The 21,605-nt window shown below is 65.0% G+C and carries 12 protein-coding genes and 1 riboswitch; of the genes, 10 read left to right on the top strand and 2 right to left on the bottom strand.

Annotated features, from left to right (window positions below):
• Positions 1-312: 312 nt before the first annotated feature.
• A complete protein-coding gene (locus tag EFAMC2_RS02000; protein ID WP_154026489.1) occupies positions 313-1,161 on the top strand; it encodes a formate/nitrite transporter family protein in 849 nt (282 codons plus the stop codon).
• Positions 1,162-1,297: 136 nt separating this feature from the next.
• Here EFAMC2_RS02000 and EFAMC2_RS02005 read toward each other — a convergent pair whose 3' ends face one another.
• Entirely contained in the window at positions 1,298-2,389 is a 1,092-nt protein-coding gene (locus EFAMC2_RS02005) for an aldose epimerase family protein (protein ID WP_261979981.1), read from the bottom strand.
• Positions 2,390-2,718: 329 nt separating this feature from the next.
• Here EFAMC2_RS02005 and EFAMC2_RS02010 point away from each other — a divergent pair, with 329 nt between their 5' ends.
• The gene (locus EFAMC2_RS02010) at positions 2,719-3,747 is read left to right on the top strand and encodes a LacI family DNA-binding transcriptional regulator (RefSeq protein ID WP_154026491.1); all 1,029 of its coding nucleotides are present in this window, start codon (positions 2,719-2,721) and stop codon (positions 3,745-3,747) included.
• Between the two features lie 235 nt (positions 3,748-3,982).
• Positions 3,983-4,097, top strand: a riboswitch (glycine riboswitch).
• A 92-nt stretch (positions 4,098-4,189) separates the two neighbouring features.
• Positions 4,190-5,596, top strand: a complete 1,407-nt coding sequence (locus EFAMC2_RS02015) for an alanine/glycine:cation symporter family protein (protein WP_154026493.1) — start codon at positions 4,190-4,192, stop codon at positions 5,594-5,596.
• Here the strand turns inward: EFAMC2_RS02015 and EFAMC2_RS02020 are convergent.
• Positions 5,593-6,327: a GntR family transcriptional regulator gene (locus EFAMC2_RS02020; RefSeq protein WP_187325095.1), complete on the bottom strand. Its 735-nt coding sequence runs from the start codon at positions 6,325-6,327 to the stop codon at positions 5,593-5,595. The two genes, EFAMC2_RS02015 and EFAMC2_RS02020, sit on opposite strands and share 4 nt — an antisense overlap.
• A gap of 302 nt (positions 6,328-6,629) precedes the next feature.
• Between EFAMC2_RS02020 and EFAMC2_RS02025 the strand changes: the two genes are divergently transcribed.
• The 7 genes from EFAMC2_RS02025 (at position 6,630) to EFAMC2_RS02055 (ending at position 21,602) form a co-directional block, all read left to right on the top strand.
• Positions 6,630-8,243 (top strand): mannitol dehydrogenase family protein, encoded by a 1,614-nt coding sequence (locus tag EFAMC2_RS02025; protein ID WP_154026496.1) that lies wholly within the window; start codon positions 6,630-6,632, stop codon positions 8,241-8,243.
• A 157-nt stretch (positions 8,244-8,400) separates the two neighbouring features.
• On the top strand, positions 8,401-9,483 hold the full coding sequence (locus EFAMC2_RS02030; RefSeq protein WP_154026498.1) for a mannonate dehydratase: 1,083 nt from the start codon (positions 8,401-8,403) through the stop codon (positions 9,481-9,483).
• A gap of 50 nt (positions 9,484-9,533) precedes the next feature.
• Entirely contained in the window at positions 9,534-10,952 is a 1,419-nt protein-coding gene (uxaC, locus tag EFAMC2_RS02035) for a glucuronate isomerase (RefSeq protein ID WP_154026500.1), read from the top strand.
• A 127-nt stretch (positions 10,953-11,079) separates the two neighbouring features.
• Positions 11,080-12,216, top strand: coding sequence for a bilirubin reductase (gene bilR, locus EFAMC2_RS02040; RefSeq protein ID WP_154026502.1), 1,137 nt, complete (start codon positions 11,080-11,082; stop codon positions 12,214-12,216).
• 501 nt (positions 12,217-12,717) lie between these two features.
• On the top strand, positions 12,718-14,694 hold the full coding sequence (locus EFAMC2_RS02045) for a glycoside hydrolase family 2 protein (protein WP_154026504.1): 1,977 nt from the start codon (positions 12,718-12,720) through the stop codon (positions 14,692-14,694).
• 156 nt (positions 14,695-14,850) lie between these two features.
• Entirely contained in the window at positions 14,851-17,859 is a 3,009-nt protein-coding gene (locus EFAMC2_RS02050; protein WP_154026506.1) for a glycoside hydrolase family 3 protein, read from the top strand.
• Between the two features lie 449 nt (positions 17,860-18,308).
• A complete protein-coding gene (locus EFAMC2_RS02055; protein ID WP_154026508.1) occupies positions 18,309-21,602 on the top strand; it encodes a beta-glucosidase in 3,294 nt (1,097 codons plus the stop codon).
• The last annotated feature ends 3 nt before the right edge of the window (positions 21,603-21,605 follow it).

The raw sequence follows: 21,605 nt of genomic DNA on the forward strand, positions 1-21,605 counted from the left end.
ATGACGCGTGCGAAGCCGATAAGTCAGCCTCCCGCCCGGTTGCCATCCAATCTGACTCATTCGTGGCGTGCGTCTCGAGTCCTAGGCTGAATCTCCGGGATGAGTCAAACTGGATGTCAGGCATTCGGGTGGTGACCCATTGGCGGTGTGGTGGTGTGCAGGGAAGGTGCAGCGACTGAGCTTGCGATGGGCTGAGAATGCCATTGGGCGTGACATACTTGCAACCGAGGCTAATGCTGGTGGCGGGCGTTCGTCGCATGCGTCGATGGCGGCGTGTGAGGCGCGTCCCTTGTCCTGTTCCGGGAGGTTCCCATGGCGGATTCCGAATCGACCGAGCCCAAGATTCACCCACTCTTTCCAGGTCGTGCGTTCATCAGCACGGTGCTCGACGCCCTTGAGTCAAAGGAGACCATGTCCAGTGCCATGACGGGCGTCTACCTGCAGCGATCTGCGATGGCGGGCTTCTTTGTGGGGCTGTTCTTCACAACCTACTTCGCGGTCTTCTCGGCCTGTGCGGCCCTGGGGGCCACGGGCGCGCTCGCGGGCAGGATCTTGGCCCCGCTCGTGTTTGGCTGGGCGCTCGTGTTCATCTACTACACCAACTCCGAGCTGCTCACGGCCAACATGATGGTCATCTCCATCGGCTGCTACCACCGTCGCATCGTGCTCTCCCATGCCGTGCGCCTGTTGCTGTACTGCCTGGTGGGGAACCTCATCGGGGCGCTGATCTTTGCCGTGTTGATTCGCTTCTCGAGCGTGCTCGATGCGGGCATGCTGGAGCAGATGACGGCTGCGGTGGCGAGAAAGGCCGGCTATGTGGCGACGCTTCCCGGCGCCGTGGACCTGTTCATCCGGGCCATGTTCTGCAACTTCTGCATCAACATCGCGATGCTGCTCGTCTACAACGGCAAGCTGCACAACGACTTCACCAAGTGCACGATCATGATCGTGGCGGTGTTCGTCTTTGCCTTCCTGGGCTTTGAGCACAGCATCGCAAACTCCGCGCTGTTCATGATCATGGGTCTGCGCGGCGGCGTGGACGCAGGCGCGGCCGTCCTGAGCGTGCTCGTGACCATCCTGGGCAACCTCGTGGGCGGCGGCGTGCTCATCGGCCTCAACTTCGCGATCATGAACCGCGACTCCTGTCGCGTCCGCCACTGATTAGTGGGGACAGGCCCTTGCGAGGGTATGCGAGGGAATGGGCGGGCCCGGGGCCCGTCAAAAAATGCGGGGTCGGGCGCTCGCGTGATGCGTCCGGCCCCTTTTCCGTGCCGTTTCGTGCCTGTGTTTGGGTGCCCTACCTGCGGCGGAATGCGAAGATGGTGCGGCTTCGGTAGGGGTGATCAGGCCCAAAGACGGGCTGGGCGAAGGTGGGGTGGTTGACGGCGTCGGGATAGAATTGCGTCTCCAGGCACACGGCGTCGTGGTCGGCGTAGGTCACGCCGCCCTTGCCGCGTTCGCCGCCGATGAAGTTACCGGCGTAGACCTGCATGCCTGGCGTGTCCGTGAGCACGTCCATGGCGATGCCGCTCCTGTCGCCCGCAAGCGTCGCCACTCGGCGCAGTGCACCCACGAAGCCCTCGTCGTCGGCCGTTGGCTTCGCCTCGCGCAGAGCGTAGTTGTGGTCATAGCCGCCCGCGCTCGCAATGGGAGCAAAGCCAGACTCGACGCCTGCGCGCAGCGGCTGAGGCTCGCGCAGGTCGAACGGGGTGCCACCGACCGGGAGCAGACGACCGGTGGGCACGAGGTCGTCGCGCGTCTCGGTGTAGGCGTCGGCAAGCACCTGAAGCGTGTGGTCGAGCGCCGTTCCCGAAGCGTGACCGTTCAGGTTGAAGTAGCTGTGGTTGGTGAGGTTCACCACCGTAGGCGCGTCGGGCAGTGCCACGTAGGTGATGGCGAGCTCGTTTGCGGCCGTGAGCCCGTAGGTCACCCGCACGTCGAGGTTGCCGGGGAAGCCCTGGTCCCCGTCCGGGCTTTGGAGGCGGAGCTCGATGAGGGCACCGTCCTCGCCCCGCTCGGCGCGGACAAACTCCCAAAGGCGGTGATGCCAATAGTCCGGCCCGCTGTGCAGACTGCTGCCGCGGTCGTTTCTTTGCGGCGTATAGGTGGCGCCGCCAAGCTCAAAGTGCCCGGAGTCGATGCGGTTGGCGTGACGGCCCACCACGGCGCCAAAGTTGGGCCCGTTGACGGCATAGCCTGCGGCCCCGTCGTAGCCCAGCACGACGTCCGTGAAGCTCCCGGCTTCGTTTGGCGCGCGGAGCGAGACGAGGCAAGCCCCCAAGTCGGTGACCTCGGCCGTCATGCCATGGGCGTTGGAGAGGCGCCACAGGCGCGCGGCCTGGCCGTTGGGCATGGCGCCAAAGGGGATGGGGGAGATGGCGGTGGGCACGGTTGCTCCTGTTCGTGCGGCTGTTAGCTCGGGCGCCTGTCGTTGGCGTGTCGGTTGTCTCCGATACCATACGACGCGTGTCGCCCCGCAAGCCCGATTATTCCGCGAGCGCTAAATCGTTTAATCTGCAACGGTTTCATCGCGGCTCCCCAACATGTTTAAAACGATGGTGGGCTATGCTAGGCGACATTGCCAACGGCCGGCTTCGACGTCGGGCGCTTGCGTGGGCCGCGGTTGGGTCTCGGGGCAGCATGCCGCCAGGGCCCTCGGGCTGCTCGCGGTCAAGGGGTTGCGGCAGTCGACAGCACGGAGACGATGGGGAGAACCACATGGCACCCAAGGTGACGCTTAAGGAAATCGCCCGCGAGGTGGGGCTTTCGCCCACGTCGGTGTCGCTCGTGCTCAACAACAAACCATGCAAGATCTCCGAGGCCAACCGTAAGCGTATCAAGGAGGTCGCGCGCAAGAAGCACTACATCCCCAACCAGATAGCCCGCAGCCTCGTCACTCAGCACTCGCATACCCTTGGCCTCATCGTGCCCAACATCGAGAGCCGCTTCTTCTCGTCGCTCGCCAAGAACCTTGAGCTTAGGTGCCGAAAGCTCGGATACGCCCTGTTCATCACCAACTCAGACGAGAGCCCCACGGCCGACGCCGAGCTCGTTCGCCTGCTCGTGAACCGGGGAATCGACGGCCTGTTTCTTGTGGTCTCCGACGAGTTCACCACCGATGCGCAGCTGCTCGAGGACCTCTTCCAGCTTCCGGTGCCCTACGTGATGGTGGACCGCTTCATCGACGGCCTGGCCTGTGACAAGGTGCGCTTCGACAACGTTGAGGGTGGCTACCTGGCCTGTCGCCACCTCATCGAGTGCGGGCACCGGCGCATCGCGTGCATCGCCAACACGCGCTCCCACACGGGTGACGAGCGCGTGGCGGGCTACCGACACGCGCTGGACGAGGCGGGACTGCCATTCGACGAGTCGCTCGTGCTGCACAGCGACTACTACATCCCCACGGCCTACGAGGCGGCCGGGCAGCTGACGGGCCTCGACGTCACGGGTGTGCTCGCCACCAGCGACAACATCGCGCTTGGCGTGCTCAAACGCCTCTACGAGGAAGGGCGTCGCGTGCCACGCGACTACTCCGTGGTGAGCTACGACAACTCGGCGGCGGACTCCCTGTTCGAGCCGGCGCTCACCTCCATCGAGCAGAACGTGGGCGAGCTCTCCGAGGCGGCCATCGGGCTCATCTTGCAGCGCCTGGACGAGTATGCGCGTGGTGAGGAGGGCAAGGGGCCCCAGGAGCGCCTCCTCACGCCGCGCCTCGTCCTCAAGGACAGCGTCCGCGAACTCGGGTAGCTGTCTGGGATAGCCGGCGCCTTCGAACTCGGGTAGCTATCCGCCGTCGGGGTCGGTCGGTGCGGAGGAGGGTTGACCGGTGCTGGAGCCGGTCGGCGCTGGGGAGGGTTGCGGGGCGTCTGTTTCCGAATGGTCTCGGGTGGTTGCCGTGGGCGCGACGGCATCAAAGATGGCGTATACTGCGCCCTTGTCGCTTTCGATGAAGCGTCCGGGACCAGGCCATGGAACCGGACGCGGAGAAATCTCTGGAGAACTCTTAACTGAGTGCCGACGGTGCAAGACCTAGCCGCGCATGCCCCGAGCTGCGCAGCCAGGTCGAATCTCTCAGGCAAACGGACAGAGACGTGACCTTGGCTCGCAAAGGCGCCGGCCGGCGCCCGCTGCCACCGTCGTTTCCTCAGTTGCGCTCCCGGGCTTTCTCGCAGACCAAGAAAGGCCAGCCGTGGAGCAAGCACTTCTCACCGTCACCCAGACCATCAACTCGTACCTCTCGAACTACGTGCTCATCTTCCTGCTGATTGGCACGGGGCTCTTCTTCACCATCCGCACCAACTTCGTGCAGGTGCGCTGCTTTGGCGAGGCCTTCCGCAAGCTGTTCGGCGGCTTCTCCCTGAACGGCGGCAAGCAGAAAAACGGCGGCATGAGCTCCTTCCAGGCCGTGGCCACCGCTATCGCGGCGCAGGTGGGCACGGGAAACATCGTGGGTGCCTGTGGCGCCATCCTCATCGGCGGCCCTGGTGCCATCTTCTGGATGTGGGTCATCGCCTTCCTGGGCATGGCTACCTACTACGCCGAGGCTGTGCTGGCGCTCGAGACGCGCGTCCGCGACGCGGAGGGAGCCATCCACGGTGGCCCCGCCTACTACATCACCACTGCCTTCAAGGGCGTGTTCGGCAAGTTCCTCGCCGGCTTCTTTGCCGTTGCCATCATCCTGGCGCTTGGCTTCATGGGCTGCATGGTGCAGTCAAACTCCATCGCCGAGACCATGAGCACGGCCTTTGGCGTGCCCGGCTGGACGGTTGGCATCGTGGTGGTTCTGGTGGCGGGCTTCATCTTCCTGGGCGGCGTCGACCGCCTTGCCTCCGTCACGGAGAAGGTGGTGCCAGGTATGGCGCTGCTCTACATCGTGGGGTCCCTTGCCGTGATCATTGCCAACGCCCCGCGCGTGCCCGAGGCCTTTGGCCTCATCCTGCGCTTCGCCTTTGACCCGCAGGCCCAGATGGGCGGCGTCACCTTTGGCCTCATTGCCACGCTCTCCCAGGGTGCCAAGCGCGGCCTCTTCTCCAACGAGGCAGGCATGGGCTCTACCCCGCACGCGCACGCGCTCGCGCACGTCAAGAACCCGCACGACCAGGGCGTCCTTGGCATCGCGGCGGTCTTCATCGACACGATGGTGGTGGTTACCTGCACTGCGCTCGTGGTGCTCGTGACGCTCTATACGGGCGAGGGCGCGATGACCGTCGACGCCACGGGCGTGGCGGCCGGCCTCACCAAGACCAATATGGCCCAGGTTGCCTTCGGTACCCTCTTCGGCGAGGCGGGAGGCAACATCTTCGTGGCCATCTGCCTGCTGTTCTTTGCCTTCTCGACGATTCTTGGCTGGAACCTCTTCGCCAAGACCAACGTGGACTACCTCTTTGGCAAGAAGGCGGTGCCTGTGTTCAGCTGCATCGCGCTCGTCTTCCTCTTCCTGGGGTCGACGCTCTCCAACGACCTCGTATGGGAGCTTGCGGACCTCTTCAACCAGCTGATGGTGATCCCCAACTGCATCGCGCTGATAGCGCTCAACAGGGCCGTGGCGAAGTGCGCGAGGGCGCGCGGCAAGGGCTGCGAGCTCAAGGACGCCTAACGCCGGATGGCGCCAGGCGCCTGCGGGTCCCACTGGGGGCCGAGCAGCGCCTCGGCCTCCTCGAAGTACTCCGGGTGCTCGGCCACGACGTCCTTGTGGTCTGCGAGCGCCTTGTGCAGGTGCAGGCTCACGAGGTAGGAGGCATCGCTCGGGCTGCGCCTGGCGATGGCGTCTCGAATCTGGAAGTGCTGGTCCATCACAACGTCCCAGCCCACGCCCTTGGTGATGGCGGCGAGCCAGCGGAAGCGCTCGAAGTGGGTGTTCGTGAGGGCCAGCCACTCCCACACCTCGTGGCGGTTGGCGATGTCGAACATGAGCTCGTGCATCTGGTTGTCCGTGATGAAGAACTGCTGCTCGTCACGGGCGGCAACCGCCTCCTGCTGCTTGGCGATGATGGCGTCGAGTCGTGCGAGGTCGTGCTCGTCTGCCATGGCGCAGCACTCGATGGCCACCTGGCTCTCCAGGTGCTCACGCGTGAAGCGGGCGTTCTCCGCGGCGTGGCCATCGATCCTGGAGACGAAGGTGCCGCTCTGGGGCACCGTGCGCACGAGGCCCTGCTGTTGCAGACGCACGAGCGACTCGCGCACCGGCGTGCGGCCAAGCCCCAGCTCCTCGCAGATGTCCTTGGGCACGAGACGCTGACCTGGCGTGAACTGCGCATAGACGATGGCCTGACGCAGCGTCTGGTAGGCCTGGTCTTGCAGAGTGCAGGCGTCGCTTGTGGGAGCCATGGTGTCTCGTTCCTCATGTGGTTTGGCAGATGCCCCGCAGATACTACTCGCAGCCGTGCGCATGGTGAGGCTTATGGGCGGCGAGAAGGGGGCCAGAGTCATATATCAGTTTACAGAATCATGACCAAATACCAGCAAAAATGGTTGGGGAAGCGCTCGCGGCCCGGGAGCGACCGCTCGCGGAATCCGAGGTCATGAATTTGTGATTGCTATGCGAACCCTGGGCTCTATGACTAATATATCAGTCAAAGTTCAGCCGAGGTCGACGCCAGCGTGTCGTACCTACGACGAGAAGGAGACCCATGGCAACTCTCACGAACTGGCAGGCAAGCGCAGACGAGCTCAAGGAGCGCGGCGTTCGCCTTCCCACCTATGACGTCGCGGCCCTGAAGCAGGCCGGCGTCGAGCAGCCGGTCTGGATCCACTTCGGCGGCGGCAACCTCTACCGCGCCTTCCACGCCCAGATTGCCCAGGACCTTGCCGACAAGGGCCTTCTCACGCGCGGCGTCGTGGTGGCCGAGACCTTCCGTCCGTTCACGCTCGACGAGGTCTATGGCCCCTACAACTACGACATCCTGCAGGTTGTCATGAATGCCGATGGCACGCTCGCCGAGCGCGTCCTCGCGGTGACCGCTGGCGGCGTCTTCGCCAACTCCCAGCGTCCCGAGGACCTCGCGCGCGCCAAGCGCTACTTCGAGAGCCCCGAGCTCCAGCTGGCCACCTTCACCATCACCGAGAAGGGCTACGGCCTGCGCGACGCCTCCGGCGAGCTCTTCGGCTTCGTGAAGCAGGAGCTCAAGGATGGTCCCGAGCATGCCGCCAGCTCCATGGGCATCGTGGCCTCGCTGCTGCTCGCCCGCTTCAACGCCGGCGCGGCGCCCGTGGCCATGGTCTCCACGGACAACTTCTCCCAGAACGGCGCCCGCTTCCGCGAGGCCATCCTTACGGTGGCCAACGGCTGGCTCGAGCACGGCCACGTCATGCAGGAGTTCGTCGACTACGTGTCCGACGAGGCCCGCGTGAGCTTCCCGTGGTCCATGATCGACCGCATCACCCCCAACCCCTCGCCGGAGACCGAGGAGGCCCTCAAGCGGCAGGGCTGGGAGGACCTGGGCCTCATTGCCACGCCGAGCGGCGCCCACTTCGCCGGCTTCGCCAACACCGAGGCCGCCCACTACCTCGTCGTAGAGGACAGCTTCCCCAACGGCCGCCCGGCCCTGGAGGAGGGCGGGGTCATCATGTGCGACCGCGACACCGCCGAGAAGGCCGACACCATGAAGGTTACGGCCTGCCTGAACCCGCTCCACACCTGCCTCGCCGTCTACGGGTGCCTGCTCGGCTACACCCGCATCTGGCAGGAGATGGAGGACGCCGACCTGGTGGCCCTCATCAAGCACCTCGGCTACGACGAGGACCTGCCCGTGGTCGTGGACCCCAGGGTCATCGACCCGGAGGCCTTCATCGAGGAGCTGCTCGCGAAGCGCCTGCCCAACAAGGCCCTGCCCGACGCCCCGCAGCGCATCGCCACGGACACCTCGCAGAAGGTCGCCATCCGCTACGGCCACACCCTGGGCGCCTACCTGGCCGCCGGCAAGGACGTCTCCGGCCTCACCTACATCCCGCTCGTGATCGCCGGGTGGCTTCGCTACCTCACCGGCGTGGACGACAAGGGCGAGGCCTTCACCCCGAGCCCGGACCCGCTGCTCGAGCAGCTGCAGGCCCACGTCGCCGGCCTCAGGCTCGGCGAGGCCACGGCCGAGATTGTGCACGCCGCGGCCCAGCCGATCCTCTCCAACAAGGAGATCTTCACGGTCGACCTCTATGAGCTCGGCCTGGGCGAGAAGGTCGAGGGCATGCTCCTCGAGCAGCTCGCCGGTCCCGGCGCCGTCCGCGCCACCATCGAGAAATACATCTAGCCCGTCCTGGACGGACGGGCCCTCCCAGGGGGTCCAGGTCGGCCCAAAAGAGGAGCGACGCGTGCACCTGGTACGCGAGCGACGAATGAGGGACGAGACGGGCCGCCTGGGAAGGACCCAAGTGAGACAAGCCTTCTAAGAAAGGAAACTCCCCATCATGGAGCTGACATTCCGCTGGTATGGTCCCGAGTCCGAGAAGATCACGCTCGAGCAAATTCGCCAGATCCCTGGCTGCAAGGGCATCGTTGGCACGCTGTTCGACATTCCCGCGGGTGAGGTCTGGCCGCGCGAGCGCATCCACGAGCTGCGCGAGATGATCGAGGCAAACGGTCTCACGCTCAAGGTCATCGAGTCCGTCAACATCCACGACGACATCAAGATCGGCCTGCCCACGCGTGACAAGTACATCGAGAACTACAAGGAGACCATCCGTAACCTCGCCGCCGAGGGCGTCAAGGTCATCTGCTACAACTTCATGCCGGTCTTCGACTGGGTGAAGTCCGACCTGGACTACAAGCTGCCCGACGGCTCCTCCACGCTGGCCTTCATTCGCAAGAACATTCCGGACGACCCGCAGCAGATCATCGACACGGTGGCCAACGGCTCCGGCGACTTCACGCTTCCCGGCTGGGAGCCCGAGCGTCTCGCCCAGGTCAAGCAGCTGTTCGAGGACTACAAGAGCGTCGACGAGGACAAGCTCCGCGAGAACCTCGTCTACTTCCTCGAGGCCATCATGCCCACCTGCGAGGAGTGCGACGTCAAGATGGCCATTCACCCGGATGACCCCCCGTACTCCATGTTCGGCCTGCCGCGCATTATCAAGAACCGCGAGGACCTCGACTGGCTGTGCACCGCGGTGGACACGCCCTACAACGGCATCACGCTCTGCTGCGGCAGCATCGCCGAGGAGCCGGGCAACGACATCTACGGCATCCTCGCCGAGTTCACGAAGCGCGGCCGCATCCACTTCGTGCACATGCGCAACATCAAGTACATCAACCCCGACGAGCCGGGCAACAAGGACTTCTACGAGGCCCCGCACCCCAGCCCCTGTGGCTCGCTCGACATGGTGAAGATGATGAAGGCCCTGCACGACAACGGCTTCGAGGGCTACATCCGTCCGGACCACGGCCGCATGATCTGGGGCGAGACAGGCCGCCCGGGCTACGGCCTGTACGACCGCGCGCTGGGCATCGCCTACATCAACGGCGTGTGGGAGTCGCTCGAGAAGCTCTCCTAGGAGCTGCGAGTTCGCTGAGATGGGTTTGTTGATTTGAGAGGACGGGTATCGTGCTGCTGAATGATGACTTTCTGTTGACGACCGATTGGGCAAAGAGGTTGTTCCACGAGCACGCCGAACACATGCCCATCATCGACTACCACTGCCACCTCGTGCCGGCCGAGATTTGCGAGGACAAGGGCTACGAGAACCTCGCGCAGGTGTGGCTCTACGACAACGGCTTTGGCGACCACTACAAGTGGCGCCTGCTACGCGCCAACGGCACGCCGGAGTCCGTCATCCGCGGCGACGACGACTACGCCAAGTACCTGGCGTTTGTTGACGCTCTTCAGAAGGCACCCGGCAATCCCATCTACGAGTGGAGCCACCTGGAGCTCCGCCGCGTCTTTGGCATCGACCTGCAGATTACGCGCGCCAACGCGCAGGAGATCTGGGACCGCGCCAACGCCCTGCTCGCCACGCCCGAGTTCCACGCCAAGGGTCTCATCAAGAAGTTCAACGTGAAGTGCATCTGCACCACGGATGACCCTGCGAGCGACCTGGCCTACCACAAGCGCCTTGCCGCCGAGGAGGAGCAGAACGGCTTCCGCGTGCTGCCGACGTTCCGCCCGGACGGCCTCATGGGCATCGACGCTCCCGGCTTCCCGGCCTACATCGCCAAGCTCGCCGAGGCCACGGGTGCCGCTGTCAGTGACTGGAAGAGCCTCAAGGCGGCGGCCGAGGCTCGCGTGGAGTACTTCCACGAGGTGGGCGCCCGCCTTGCGGACCATGGTGCCAATACCTTCTGCTTCACAACTGCCTCTGATGACGTGGTGGACGGCATCGTGCGCCGCGCGCTTTCCGGCGAGGCTGTGACGCCCGAGGAGGTGGGCCAGTACCAGACCGCTCTCACGCTGGCCCTCATGGCGGCCTACGAGCGCCACAGCTGGGTGCTCCAGATTCACGGCAACTGCTTCCGCAACGACTCAACCCTCGGGTTCGAGCAGTGTGGCCCCGACTGCGGCTTTGACTCCGTGGGTGACCAGCCAGACTTCGTCTTCCAGCTCAAGCGGCTCTTTGACGCCGCCCAGCAGGACGGCGCGCTGCCCCGCATCATCCTCTACAGCCTCAACGACACCGACTGGCTGGCCGCCGCGTCGCTCTGTGGCTCCTTCCAGGGTGGCTGCAAGATGCGCATGCAGTTTGGCAACGCCTGGTGGTTCAACGACACCCTCTCCGGCATGGAGAAGCAGATCACCATGTTCGCGGAGCAGGGTTTGCTTGGCAACTTCACCGGCATGCTCACTGACTCCCGCAGCTTCCTCTCCTACCCGCGCCACGAGTACTTCCGCCGCGTTCTGTGCCGCGTGCTCGGTCGTTGGGTGGAGGAGGGCAAGCTCCCGGATGACGATGCGTTCCTGGGGGCGATTGTGGAGGATGTCTGTTATAACAACGCCCGCACCTACTTCGGCTTCTTCGACGCCGAATAAGGCGCCATCTCGGCCTTCGCCCCTCTTGGCGCCGGGCTGATGCGAGGGTTACGTAATCTGCACGCTTTTCTGCCGCGTTCGTGTCATGGTTGGTCGGACGCGGCAGTTTCGTAGAAGGGGAGGGCACATGGCCGAGGAGTTTCCCGCCATAGCGTCTCCGCTGCACCTGGGGCCCGAGGGCAGGGGCGCCACGCTCAAGAATCGCATCGTGTTCTCGCCCACGACCTTTGGCCTGCCGCACGATGCCTACGTGCGGCGCATCGCGGGCATCGCCCGGGGCGGCTGCGCCATGGTCGTCATCGGCGACGTCCCCGTGCGCAGGCACGAGCGCGCGAGCCTCTTCTCGCGCAAGGGCGCGGCCGAGTACCGCGACCTCGTCGAGGCCATCCATGCCGGAGGCGCCCTCGCCGCCGCCCAGCTCCACGAGTCAGACTCTGACTTCAAGGCGCTCATTCCCTACGTGCCGGGCGTCCTTATGAAGAAGATTTCGATGATGGAGCTCCGTCACATCCTCAACGAGAAGGCAAAGGAGCTCGTCACGAACATGCCCGTCCGCAAGGTGCGCGCCATCACGGCGGCCTTTGGCCCGGCGGCGGTGCGTGCCCGCGAGCTTGGCTTCGACGTCATGCAGATTCACGGTGATCGCATGGTGGGCAGCTTCTCCAGCGCCCTCATGAGCAGTCGCGAGGACGAGTACGGCGGCTCCCCAGAGCGCCGCACCCGCTTTGCCGTGGAGGCCGTGCGCGCCGTGCGCGAGGCGGTGCCCGAGATGGCCATCGACTACAAGCTCGCCGTTCGCCAGGAGGACCCCCGCTATGGGCAGGCGGGCGTGCTGCTTGAGGAGCTGCCGGTCTTCGTGCCGCTGCTGGAGGAGGCAGGCGTCTCCAGCTTCTCGGTGGCGCTTGCCAACCATGGCAGCCTCGAGGACACCATCCCTCCCCGCAAGCATCCCTACTTTGGCAGCGAGGGCTGCTTCCTGCGCTATGCGGACGAGGTTCGCAAGCTCACGAAGCTGCCAGTCTCGGGCGTGGGCTCGCTCGGTACGCCCTCGTTTGTGGAGGAGCAGATCGCGGGCGGGCGCATCGACTTCGCGCTCATGAGCCGCCAGCTGCTGGCAGACCCCGAATGGCCCAACAAGGTGCTCGACGGCCGCGCGGGCGAGGTCCGGCGCTGCGTGCGCTGCAACAAGGACTGCCTTGGCGGCATGCAGCGCCACGAGGGCACGCACTGCGTCTTCGATGCCAAGACCGGCGCCGCCGGCTGAGCCTCCTGCTGCCGCGAGCGGTCATAACCTCGAGCCCAAGGGGCAGGCGGTCCCCTGAGGTCGAGGTTATGGCCGAGGGCCGCATGACCGGGGCCCGCCCTTGCTCGGGCTCGCCCCGCTCACGTTGCCGCGCTTTCGCCCCTAGACTTCAGCTAATACATCAATTTTGCCGCTAGCTTCAGTGGGCAACCGGGCAATCGGCCAGTGAGCCGCACGATGGGAACCTGTGTCCAAGCCTCCGCTCGCAGCCGCATTAATTCATTGATTACCTGCGAAAACTGGCATCCCAGTACCGTTCTCCGGCTAGGTGTGGCCGTCCGGTGCCCTCACGGGCCAAAACCGACCGTTCGCCGGATGGATGCATCCTGCCCTCAAGAATCCCTAAAACACCCCATAAACTGATACATCAGTTAGCATGCCCAGGACCCGGAGGGTCGGCATGTAGGGCACGCGGACCGCACGCGAGGCGCGCCGGCGGGCGTGGCGTGAGAAGGGATACCCATGCGCACCTATGAGAACCTGAACGAGGGCTGGAGCTTCACGGGGCCAGATGGCACCGCCGCCCAGGTCAACGTTCCGCACACGTGGAACGCCATCGACGGCCAGGACGGCGGCAATGACTACTGGCGCGGCGCCTGCACCTATGCTCGCACGTTCACCACGCCTGCGCACGAGGCAGATCAGGTTGTCTACCTTGAGTTCGATGGCGTCAACGCCTCGGCAGACGTGGAGCTCAACGGCGCCGCCCTCGCGCACCACGACGGCGGCTACTCCACCTTCCGCGTCAACGTCACCGACACGCTCGGGCCCACGGGCGAGGCCAACGAGCTCGTTGTGCGCGTGGACAACTCCAAGAACGACCGCGTCTACCCGCAGAAGGCCGACTTCACCTTCTACGGTGGCATCTACCGCGACGTCAAGCTCCTCGTGGCGAGCGGCACCCACTTCGCCCTCGACCACTTTGGCGGCCCCGGCCTTGCCGTGACGCCCAAGATCGATGACGCCGCCACCACGGCCGAGGTTCGCGTCCAGGGTTGGGTCGAGGGTCCGACCGCGGAGGGCGCCGTCGTGCGCGTCAGCCTCACCGACGCCGAGGGGGCCGAGGTGGCCTCCGCGAGCGCTACCGTGTCCGACGGCGTGGCCGACGCCACGCTCGCCATCGAGAACGTCCGCCGCTGGGACGGCGTCAAGGATCCCTACCTCTACGCCGCGTCCCTCACGCTTGAGGTTGCCGGCGTGCCCACGGATGCCGTGAGCTGCCGCTTTGGCGTTCGCAGCTTCCACATCGACGCCGACAGGGGCTTCTTCCTGAACGGCCGCAGCTACCCGCTGCGCGGCGTCTCGCGCCACCAGGACCGCAAGGGCATCGGCAACGCCCTCACGCCCGAGATGCACCGCGAGGACATGGAGCTCATCAAGGAGATCGGTGCCAACACCATCCGCCTCGCGCACTACCAGCACAGCCAGGTCTTCTACGACCTGTGTGACGAGGCCGGCATGGTGGTCTGGGCCGAGATTCCCTACATCTCCGAGCACATGCCGAACGGTCGCGAGAACACCATCTCGCAGATGAGGGAACTCATCATCCAGAACTACAACCACGCGAGCATCTGCGTGTGGGGCCTCTCCAACGAGATCACCATCTCCACCAAGGACAACGCTGACATGCTGGACAACCACCGCGTGCTCAACGACCTCGTCCACGAGATGGACCCCACGCGCCCCACGACGCTCGCCTGCTACGCGATGTGCCTCTGGAACAACAAGAGCGCCCACGTCTCCGACGTCGTGGCCTGGAACCTCTACCTGGGCTGGTACGTGCCCGGCCTCTGGCTCAACAAGGCCTGGCTTGGCGTCTGGCGCCTGCTCCACAGGAACCGTCCCATCGGCATGAGCGAGTATGGCTGCGAGGCCATGCCCAACCTCCACTCCTCCAAGCCCCGCCGCGAGGACCACACGGAGGAGTACCAGTGCGTCTACCACGAGTACATGCTCAAGTTCTTTGACAAGCGCCCTTTCTTCTGGGCCACGCATGTCTGGAACATGTTCGACTTCGCGGCCGACGCGCGCGACCAGGGTGGCGAGCCCGGCATGAACCACAAGGGCCTCGTCACCTTTGACCGCAAGACCAAGAAGGACGCCTTCTTTGCCTACAAGGCCTGGTGGAGCGACGAGCCGTTCGTGCACGTCTGCGGCAGCCGCTATGTTGACCGTCCCGAGAAGACGACGCTCGTGAAGGTCTACTCCAACCAGCCCGAGGTGTCGCTCTACGCCAACGGCCAGCTCGTGGGCACGCAGCGCGGCGAGCACACCTTTGCCTTCTACGTGACGCTGGGGGAGGGAGAGACCAGGATCGAAGCCCGCTCCGGAGACCTCAACGACGGCTGCACGCTCCGCAAGGTCGACAAGCCCAACCCCGCCTACAAGCTGCACGAGGGCAAGAAGCAGAAGAACAACTGGACGGACAACGAGGCGTAGCGCCCATGCGCGTGCCCGGCGGCCTCGCCTGCCGGGGTCTGGCCGCGCGCTCGGCTGAGCCGTTGACGCTCGCCCCTCGTGCGGCCCGGACTCCCGGCGGCGAGGCCTTCGGCCGCCGACCGCGGCCGCGAGCTCCTCTTAGGAAGGAAGGAATCTATGAGCTCATATAAGGTTCAGAAGAAGCTGTGGAACAAGGGGAGGCGCCGTGCGGCGAGGCCGTTCAAGGGCCTCTCATTCCTCATGGCGATCCTGTTCATCGTCTGTTGCGTGGCGCTGTACATCGTCGAGTGGTTCCCGATGTCGTTCGACCTCGTCACGAACTCCTCACGCTACACCATCAAGAAGCCCAACCCCAACGCCCAGTACTTCCAGAGCGACTTCGCCTCCGACGAGGAGCGCGTGGAGTATGGCAAGCAGCTCTCCCAGACGGTCGAGGCCGAGGGTGCAACGCTGCTCAAGAACGACGGTGACGCGCTGCCGCTGCCCGCCGGTGCCAAGGTGAGCCTCATCGGTAACGCCAGCACCAACCCGGTCTACGGCGGCACGGGCTCCGCCGGCCTCGACACCTCCGAGGTCAAGACCTTCAGGCAGGCGCTCGAGGACAACGGCTTCAAGGTCAACTCCGACCTCTGGAGCTTCTACACCGAGGGCGCGGGCGCCGAGTACTCCCGCAAGGCTCCCTCGGGCATGGTCGCCACCGCCGAGGATACCTACTCCGCCAACGAGGTTCCCCTCTCCGCCTACGGCGACGCCGAGTGGAACAGCATGGCCGAGTACGGCGACGCCGCCATCATGGTGGTCTCGCGCGTGGGTGGCGAGGGTGCTGACCTGCCGAGCGACACCGCCGATGCCGAGAGCGCCGGTTACCTGGGCCTCGACAACAACGAGCGCGACATGCTCAAGAAGCTCAAGGAGCTCAAGGAGGCCGGCAAGGTCAACCGCATCATCGTGCTGCTCAACTCCTCCAACTCCATCCAGCTGGACTTCCTCTCCAACCCCGCCTATGACGTGGACGCCGTCATGTGGGTGGGCGGCATGGGCGGCCAGGGCATCTCCGCCGTGGCCGACATCCTCTCCGGCCTCGTGAACCCGTCCGGCCGTCTCACGGACGCCTTCCTGGCCGACAACACCACGAGTCCCGCGATGGCCAACTTTGGCTCCTGGGACTATGCCAATGCCGAGGAGGCCGGGCTCGACAAGTACAACGGCAACTACGTCATCTACCAGGAGGGTATCTACGTAGGCTATCGCTACTACGAGACCCGCTACGAGGACTACGTCATGGGCACCGGCAACGCCGGCGGCTATGACTACGCGGCAGACGTGGCCTTCCCGTTTGGCTCGGGCCTGTCCTACACCACCTTTGGCTACAGCAACATGCAGGTGACCTACGACAGCGCGAGCGACACCTACAAGGTGCAGCTCGACGTTACCAACACCGGCAGCGTTGCCGGCAAGCACACGGTGGAGGTCTTTGGCCAGAGCCCCTACACGGACTACGACCGCGCCAACGACGTGGAGAAGAGCTCCGTCCAGCTCGTGGGCTTTGACAAGACCGACGAGCTGCAGCCCGGCGAGACCGAGACCGTGGTGGTCTCCGTCTCCGGCGCCGACCTCGCCTCCTACGACGCCAAGGGCGCCAAGACCTACATCCTGGACGCCGGCGACTACCGCCTCACCGTTGCCGCCGACGCGCACGCCGCCGCCAACAACTTCCTGGCCGCCAAGGGCTACACGCCCGCCACGACCGACGGCCGCATGGACGCCACCGGCGACGCGAGCCTCGTCTACACCTGGAACAACCCGGTGCTCGACACCACCACGTACGCCACGAGCGCCAAGACCGGCGCCCAGATCACCAACCAGTTCGACGACGCCGACATCAACGCCTACGAGGGTGCCTCCGAGGATGGTGTCACCTACCTGTCCCGCGCGGACTGGGACGGCACCTTCCCGCGCGAGGTCGTGAAGCTCACGGCCACCGAGGCCCTCGTGAAGGAGCTCGCCTACAGCCGCTACGATACCGGCTCCTACACGGGCGAGTATCTGAACGCCTCCATGCCCACGCTTGGCGCCAAGAACGGCCTCAAGGCCGTGAACCTGCAGGGCAAGGACTTCGACGACCCGATGTGGGACGAGCTGCTCGACCAGCTGACGGCCGACGACATGGCCTACCTCCTGGGCAGCGCCTTCCACTACACGCAGCCCATCGAGAGCGTCGACCTCACCGGCACGCGTGACGAGAACGGCCCCACCGGCCTCACCACCACGCTCTTTGGCGGCAAGAAGACCAACGTCAAGACGATGGGCCTGCCCTCCGAGGATGTCATGGGCGCCACCTACAACACCAACCTGCTCAACGACGTGGGCCGCGTCATCGGCAACGACTGCATCGCCGCCGGCGTCTCGTTCCTCTACGGACCGGGTGCCAACATCCACCGCACGAGCTACTCCGGCCGCAACTTCGAGTACTTCTCCGAGGACGGTTTCCTCTCCGGCAAACTGCTTGCCGCCGAGTGCGCGGGCATCGAGTCCAAGGGCGCGCACGTGATGATCAAGCACTTCGCGCTCAACGACCAGGAGCTCGACCGCTCCGGCATCTGCGTGTGGGCCAACGAGCAGGCCATCCGCGAGGTCTACCTCAAGGCCTTCGAGGCCGCCTTCACCGAGGCCGACGCCAACGGCGTCATGAGCTCGTACAGCCGCGTGGGCGCGCACTGGAACGGTGCCGACCACGGCATGATCGGCGGCGTGCTTCGCGGCGAGTGGGGCTGCAAGGGTGCCGTCATCACGGATAACTCTGCCCTCAACAACCACTGGATGGATGGTCCGGACAGCGTGCTCGCCGGCGCCGACCTGTTCGACTCCATGACCGAGATCGAGTACGACCAGCTGCTCAAGCACGCGAAGGACCCGGTTGTGGTGTCTGCGATGCGCGACTCCTGCCACCGCGTGATCTACTCGATCGTGAACTCGCTCGCCGTGAACGGCATGGATGCCAACAGCGAGGTCGACGCCCACGACCCCGGCTACCTCGCCGCCATCAAGGCTGCGGCCTCCGGCACGGGCGCGCTCACGGTGCTGTTCATCGCTCTGGGCTGCAAGCGTCGCATCGCCTACGGCCGCGCGAACCCGAAGCCCCGCAAGGCCAGCTTCGTGGAGTAAGGGGGCAAGAGGGCGGAAAAGCGCTCGTAGATGCCGATAAAGGCTATCAGCGACTGACATATCACAAGGCACCAGCCCAATGAGAGGGCGGCTTCGGCGAGTAACCGAAGCCGCCCTCAGGCGTTATAGCTCGCCGTTTACCTATCTGTAACTACCGTTCAGCCTATCTACAGCTTGCGGATGACAACCTTTAAAGAAATCGAACGGAGACTGATATACCAGTCATGAGCGCAGGGGTAGCAGGGCTCCCGCGGGTAAGCCGGAGTCTGCGGGTCATCACAGACGCCACATGCGTCTTCTGGCTACCAACCTGGGTGAAGCGCCTGCACCGCAATCCTCGGATGCGGGCGCCGGAGGAAGGGGGAGCGAGTGAAGGGGCCACGGGCCCCGCATGCGGCTGTTGCCACGCGGGCAACGTGCCGCCCACACGTACCGAAAGAGGGAAGTGCATGAGCGAGAAGAAACCACAGAAGGGAAATGGTAAGAGGGTCCTCTACAAGGGTCTCACCTGCTGCTTCGCCTTCACCTTGTCTCTGTCCATGGGCGCGGGAACGCTGCTTGAGGGCTACAGGGCAACGATTGACACCAACCTGGGCACCACGAGTGAGAAGTTCGTCTCCACGAGCACGGACGACGAGCAGCTCTACCAGGACTACACGCCGCCCACGAGCGTGCTGAACGAGGATGGCACGGGCAACTCCAACGCCCTCATCCAGGAGGCCATCGACCTCAACCGTAAGCAGGAGGCCGAGGGCGCCGTCCTGCTCAAGAACAACACCAACGACGGCAAGGGACTGCCCCTGCAGAGCGGGTCCAACGTGACGCTGCTCGGCATCCGCAGCTCCGCGATGCTGCTGGGCGCCGGCATGGGCCCCACCGTCCGCGGACCCTTCATCAGCCTTGAGGAGGCCCTGTCCGAGAACGAGACGGACTTCGCCAACCACATCACCCGCAAGGCCAACATGAAGACCGTCAAGCGCGACGACGGCTCCAGCGACATCGTCTTCGAGACCCCGACGGCCACCATCACCGGCTGGTCTGGCGACGAGTTTGGCTTCGACGGCGCGGGCTTCAACCTCAACCCGACAATGACCGGCGCCTACGCCGAGCTCTCCAAGACCTTCGCGGTCTCCGAGAACGACGCCGTCTCCCCGAACTACAACCCCAACGAGCCCTCGCCCGAGGACATCGCTGGCGTGGCCGCCGACTACGAAAGCAGCTTCGCCCAGTACGGCGACGCCGCCATCGTGACCATCGGCCGCCCGAGCTCCGAGTCCAAGGACTACCTGCCCGGCTCCGTCGACTCCAGCACCGGCGCCTCCGAGCCGCTGCAGCTCACGGACAACGAGCGCTCGCTCATCGACATGGCCAAGAAGGCCTCCAAGAACGTAATCGTGCTGCTCAACACCTCCACCCCGATGGAGATCGACGAGCTTGCCGATGATCCGGACGTCTCCTCCATCCTGTGGGTGGGCTTCCCGGGCTGCTATGGCACGCTCGGCGTCGCCGACATCCTGTCCGGCAAGGTGAGTCCCTCCGGCGCCCTGTCCGACATCTACGCCGCCAACAACATGAGCTCGCCCGCCATGCAGAACATGGGTGACTACTCCTACGCCAACGCCAAGGACGTCATCACCCGCTCCGTGGGCCAGTTCGGCGACACCTCCTCGAAGTACGTCATCGAGGCCGAGGGCATCTACACCGGCTACAAGTATTACGAGACCCGCTACTACGACGCGGTGAAGAACCAGGGCAACGCCACCTCCACCGCCGGTGCCTATGTCAGCGACGGCAACTGGAACTACGCCGACGAGGTCACCTACGGCTTTGGCTACGGCCTCTCCTACACCACGTTCACGCAGGAGCTCGAGGGCCAGCCCACCATCAACGTCACGAAGGACGGCGACGCCACCGACGCCACCGCCACCTTCAACGTGAAGGTCACCAACACGGGCAACGTGCCGGGCAAGTCCATCGTCCAGGTCTACGGCCAGGCTCCCTACACCGTCGGCGGCGTGGAGAAGAGCGCCGTGCAGCTGCTCAACTTCGGCAAGAGCGACCTGCTGCAGCCGGGCGAGAGCCAGACCGTGACGGTCGAGTGCGACCTTCAGTACATCGCCAGCTACAACTCCAGCTATGACAACGGCGACGGCACCACGGGCACCTACATCCTCGACCCGGGCAGCTACCGCTTCGCCATCGGCAACGGCGCGCACGACGCGCTCAACAACATGATGGCCTCCGAGGGTCACACCGGCCTGGTGGGCGAGTCCGACGCCGCCAAGTGCTGGACCACCGACATCACCGAGGACCAGATCTCCAAGACGGCCTTCTCCGTCTCCAAGACCGGCCAGAAGGTCTCCAACCAGCTCGAGACGTCCGACTGGAACCACTTCCAGCCCGGCGAGGTCACCTACCTCAGCCGCGCCGATTGGGCGGGCACCTGGCCCAAGACCTACGAGGGCATGACCCTCACCGATGACGAGCTCATCAACAACGTCAACGCCAACTACTACGAGGTCAAGACCGACGACGACACCTCCTCGATCGGCTGGGGTGACAAGAGCTCCAACGTCATGTTCTGGGACCTCAAGGGCAAGGACTTCGACGACCCGCTGTGGGGCGAGGCGATGAACAAGATCACCCTCGAGGAGGCGCTCTACATTGCCACCTTCGGTGGCCCGTCCATCCCCGGCGCCGAGTCCCTGGGCACCTATGAGGACTTCATGACGGAGAACGCCGGCAACGGCATCTTCGTCCAGCTCTCCGCCTCCAAGGACAAGAACGCCCCGTGGGCCATCGCCGACAGCGACCCCAACGCCGCCTGGTACGGTGACGTCTTTGGCTGCGCTCCGCTGACCGCCGCCGCCTTCGACCCCGACCTGTTCTACGAGCTCGGCCAGTTCGTTGGCGTCGAGTCCCTGTTCACCGGCATCCCCATCCTCTGGGGCCCGGGTCTCAACACGCACCGCCAGGCCTACAACGGCCGCAACGGCGAGTACTACTCCGAGGACTCCGTCCTCTCCGGCGTCGCCGCCATGGAGTTTGCCATCGGCGCCCAGGACTACGGCCTGATTGCCGCCCCGAAGCACTTCGCCTTCAACGACCAGGAGACCAACCGCTACGGCGTGGCCCCCTACATGACCGAGCAGAAGGCTCGCGAGGGAGACCTGCGCGCCTACCAGATCGCCTTCGAGGCCACCAAGTACGACACGGCCGACCACGACGCGGGCATGATGGGCCTCATGACCTCCTTCTCCAAGATCGGCCCCGTGGAGTGCACCTCCTCCACTGGCCTCATGACCAACATCCTCAAGAAGGAGTGGGGCTTCGCCGGCTACGCGGTCACCGACATCTACGACGACACCGACCTCTATGGTGCCGTCCTCAACTCTGGCGTGACCTGCTTCGACACTCGCGGCATCTCTGGCTTTGGTGGCGGCACCACCATCGAGGGCACCTCGATCTTCGCCAAGCAGAACAACGGCATCGCCGCCGGCCTCGAGACCGTCAAGGGCGACGCCAACCTGCAGGAGCACGTCAAGGATTCCGCGCACAACGTGCTCTACGCGCTGGCCAACTCCAACCTGGCCAACCGCTACAACAGCACGGCGCACATCGAGCAGCAGGCCACCTGGTGGCGCATCGCCTACGTTGCCCTCATCGCCGCCTCCGCGGTCCTGATGGTCACCTTCGGCGCGCTGTACGTCCGCTCCGGCTCCAAGAACAAGAAGGAAGCGTAAACC

Source organism: Olsenella uli (assembly GCF_901212655.1).
Classification (GTDB): domain Bacteria; phylum Actinomycetota; class Coriobacteriia; order Coriobacteriales; family Atopobiaceae; genus Parolsenella; species Parolsenella uli_A.

Coding starts and splice junctions, on each gene's coding strand:
- EFAMC2_RS02000 (WP_154026489.1), top strand. CDS start 313: ATGGCGGATTCCGAATCGACCGAGCCCAAGATTCACCCACTCTTTCCA.
- EFAMC2_RS02010 (WP_154026491.1), top strand. CDS start 2,719: ATGGCACCCAAGGTGACGCTTAAGGAAATCGCCCGCGAGGTGGGGCTT.
- EFAMC2_RS02020 (WP_187325095.1), bottom strand. CDS start 6,327: ATGGCTCCCACAAGCGACGCCTGCACTCTGCAAGACCAGGCCTACCAG.
- EFAMC2_RS02025 (WP_154026496.1), top strand. CDS start 6,630: ATGGCAACTCTCACGAACTGGCAGGCAAGCGCAGACGAGCTCAAGGAG.
- EFAMC2_RS02030 (WP_154026498.1), top strand. CDS start 8,401: ATGGAGCTGACATTCCGCTGGTATGGTCCCGAGTCCGAGAAGATCACG.
- bilR (WP_154026502.1), top strand. CDS start 11,080: ATGGCCGAGGAGTTTCCCGCCATAGCGTCTCCGCTGCACCTGGGGCCC.
- EFAMC2_RS02045 (WP_154026504.1), top strand. CDS start 12,718: ATGCGCACCTATGAGAACCTGAACGAGGGCTGGAGCTTCACGGGGCCA.
- EFAMC2_RS02050 (WP_154026506.1), top strand. CDS start 14,851: ATGAGCTCATATAAGGTTCAGAAGAAGCTGTGGAACAAGGGGAGGCGC.
- EFAMC2_RS02055 (WP_154026508.1), top strand. CDS start 18,309: ATGAGCGAGAAGAAACCACAGAAGGGAAATGGTAAGAGGGTCCTCTAC.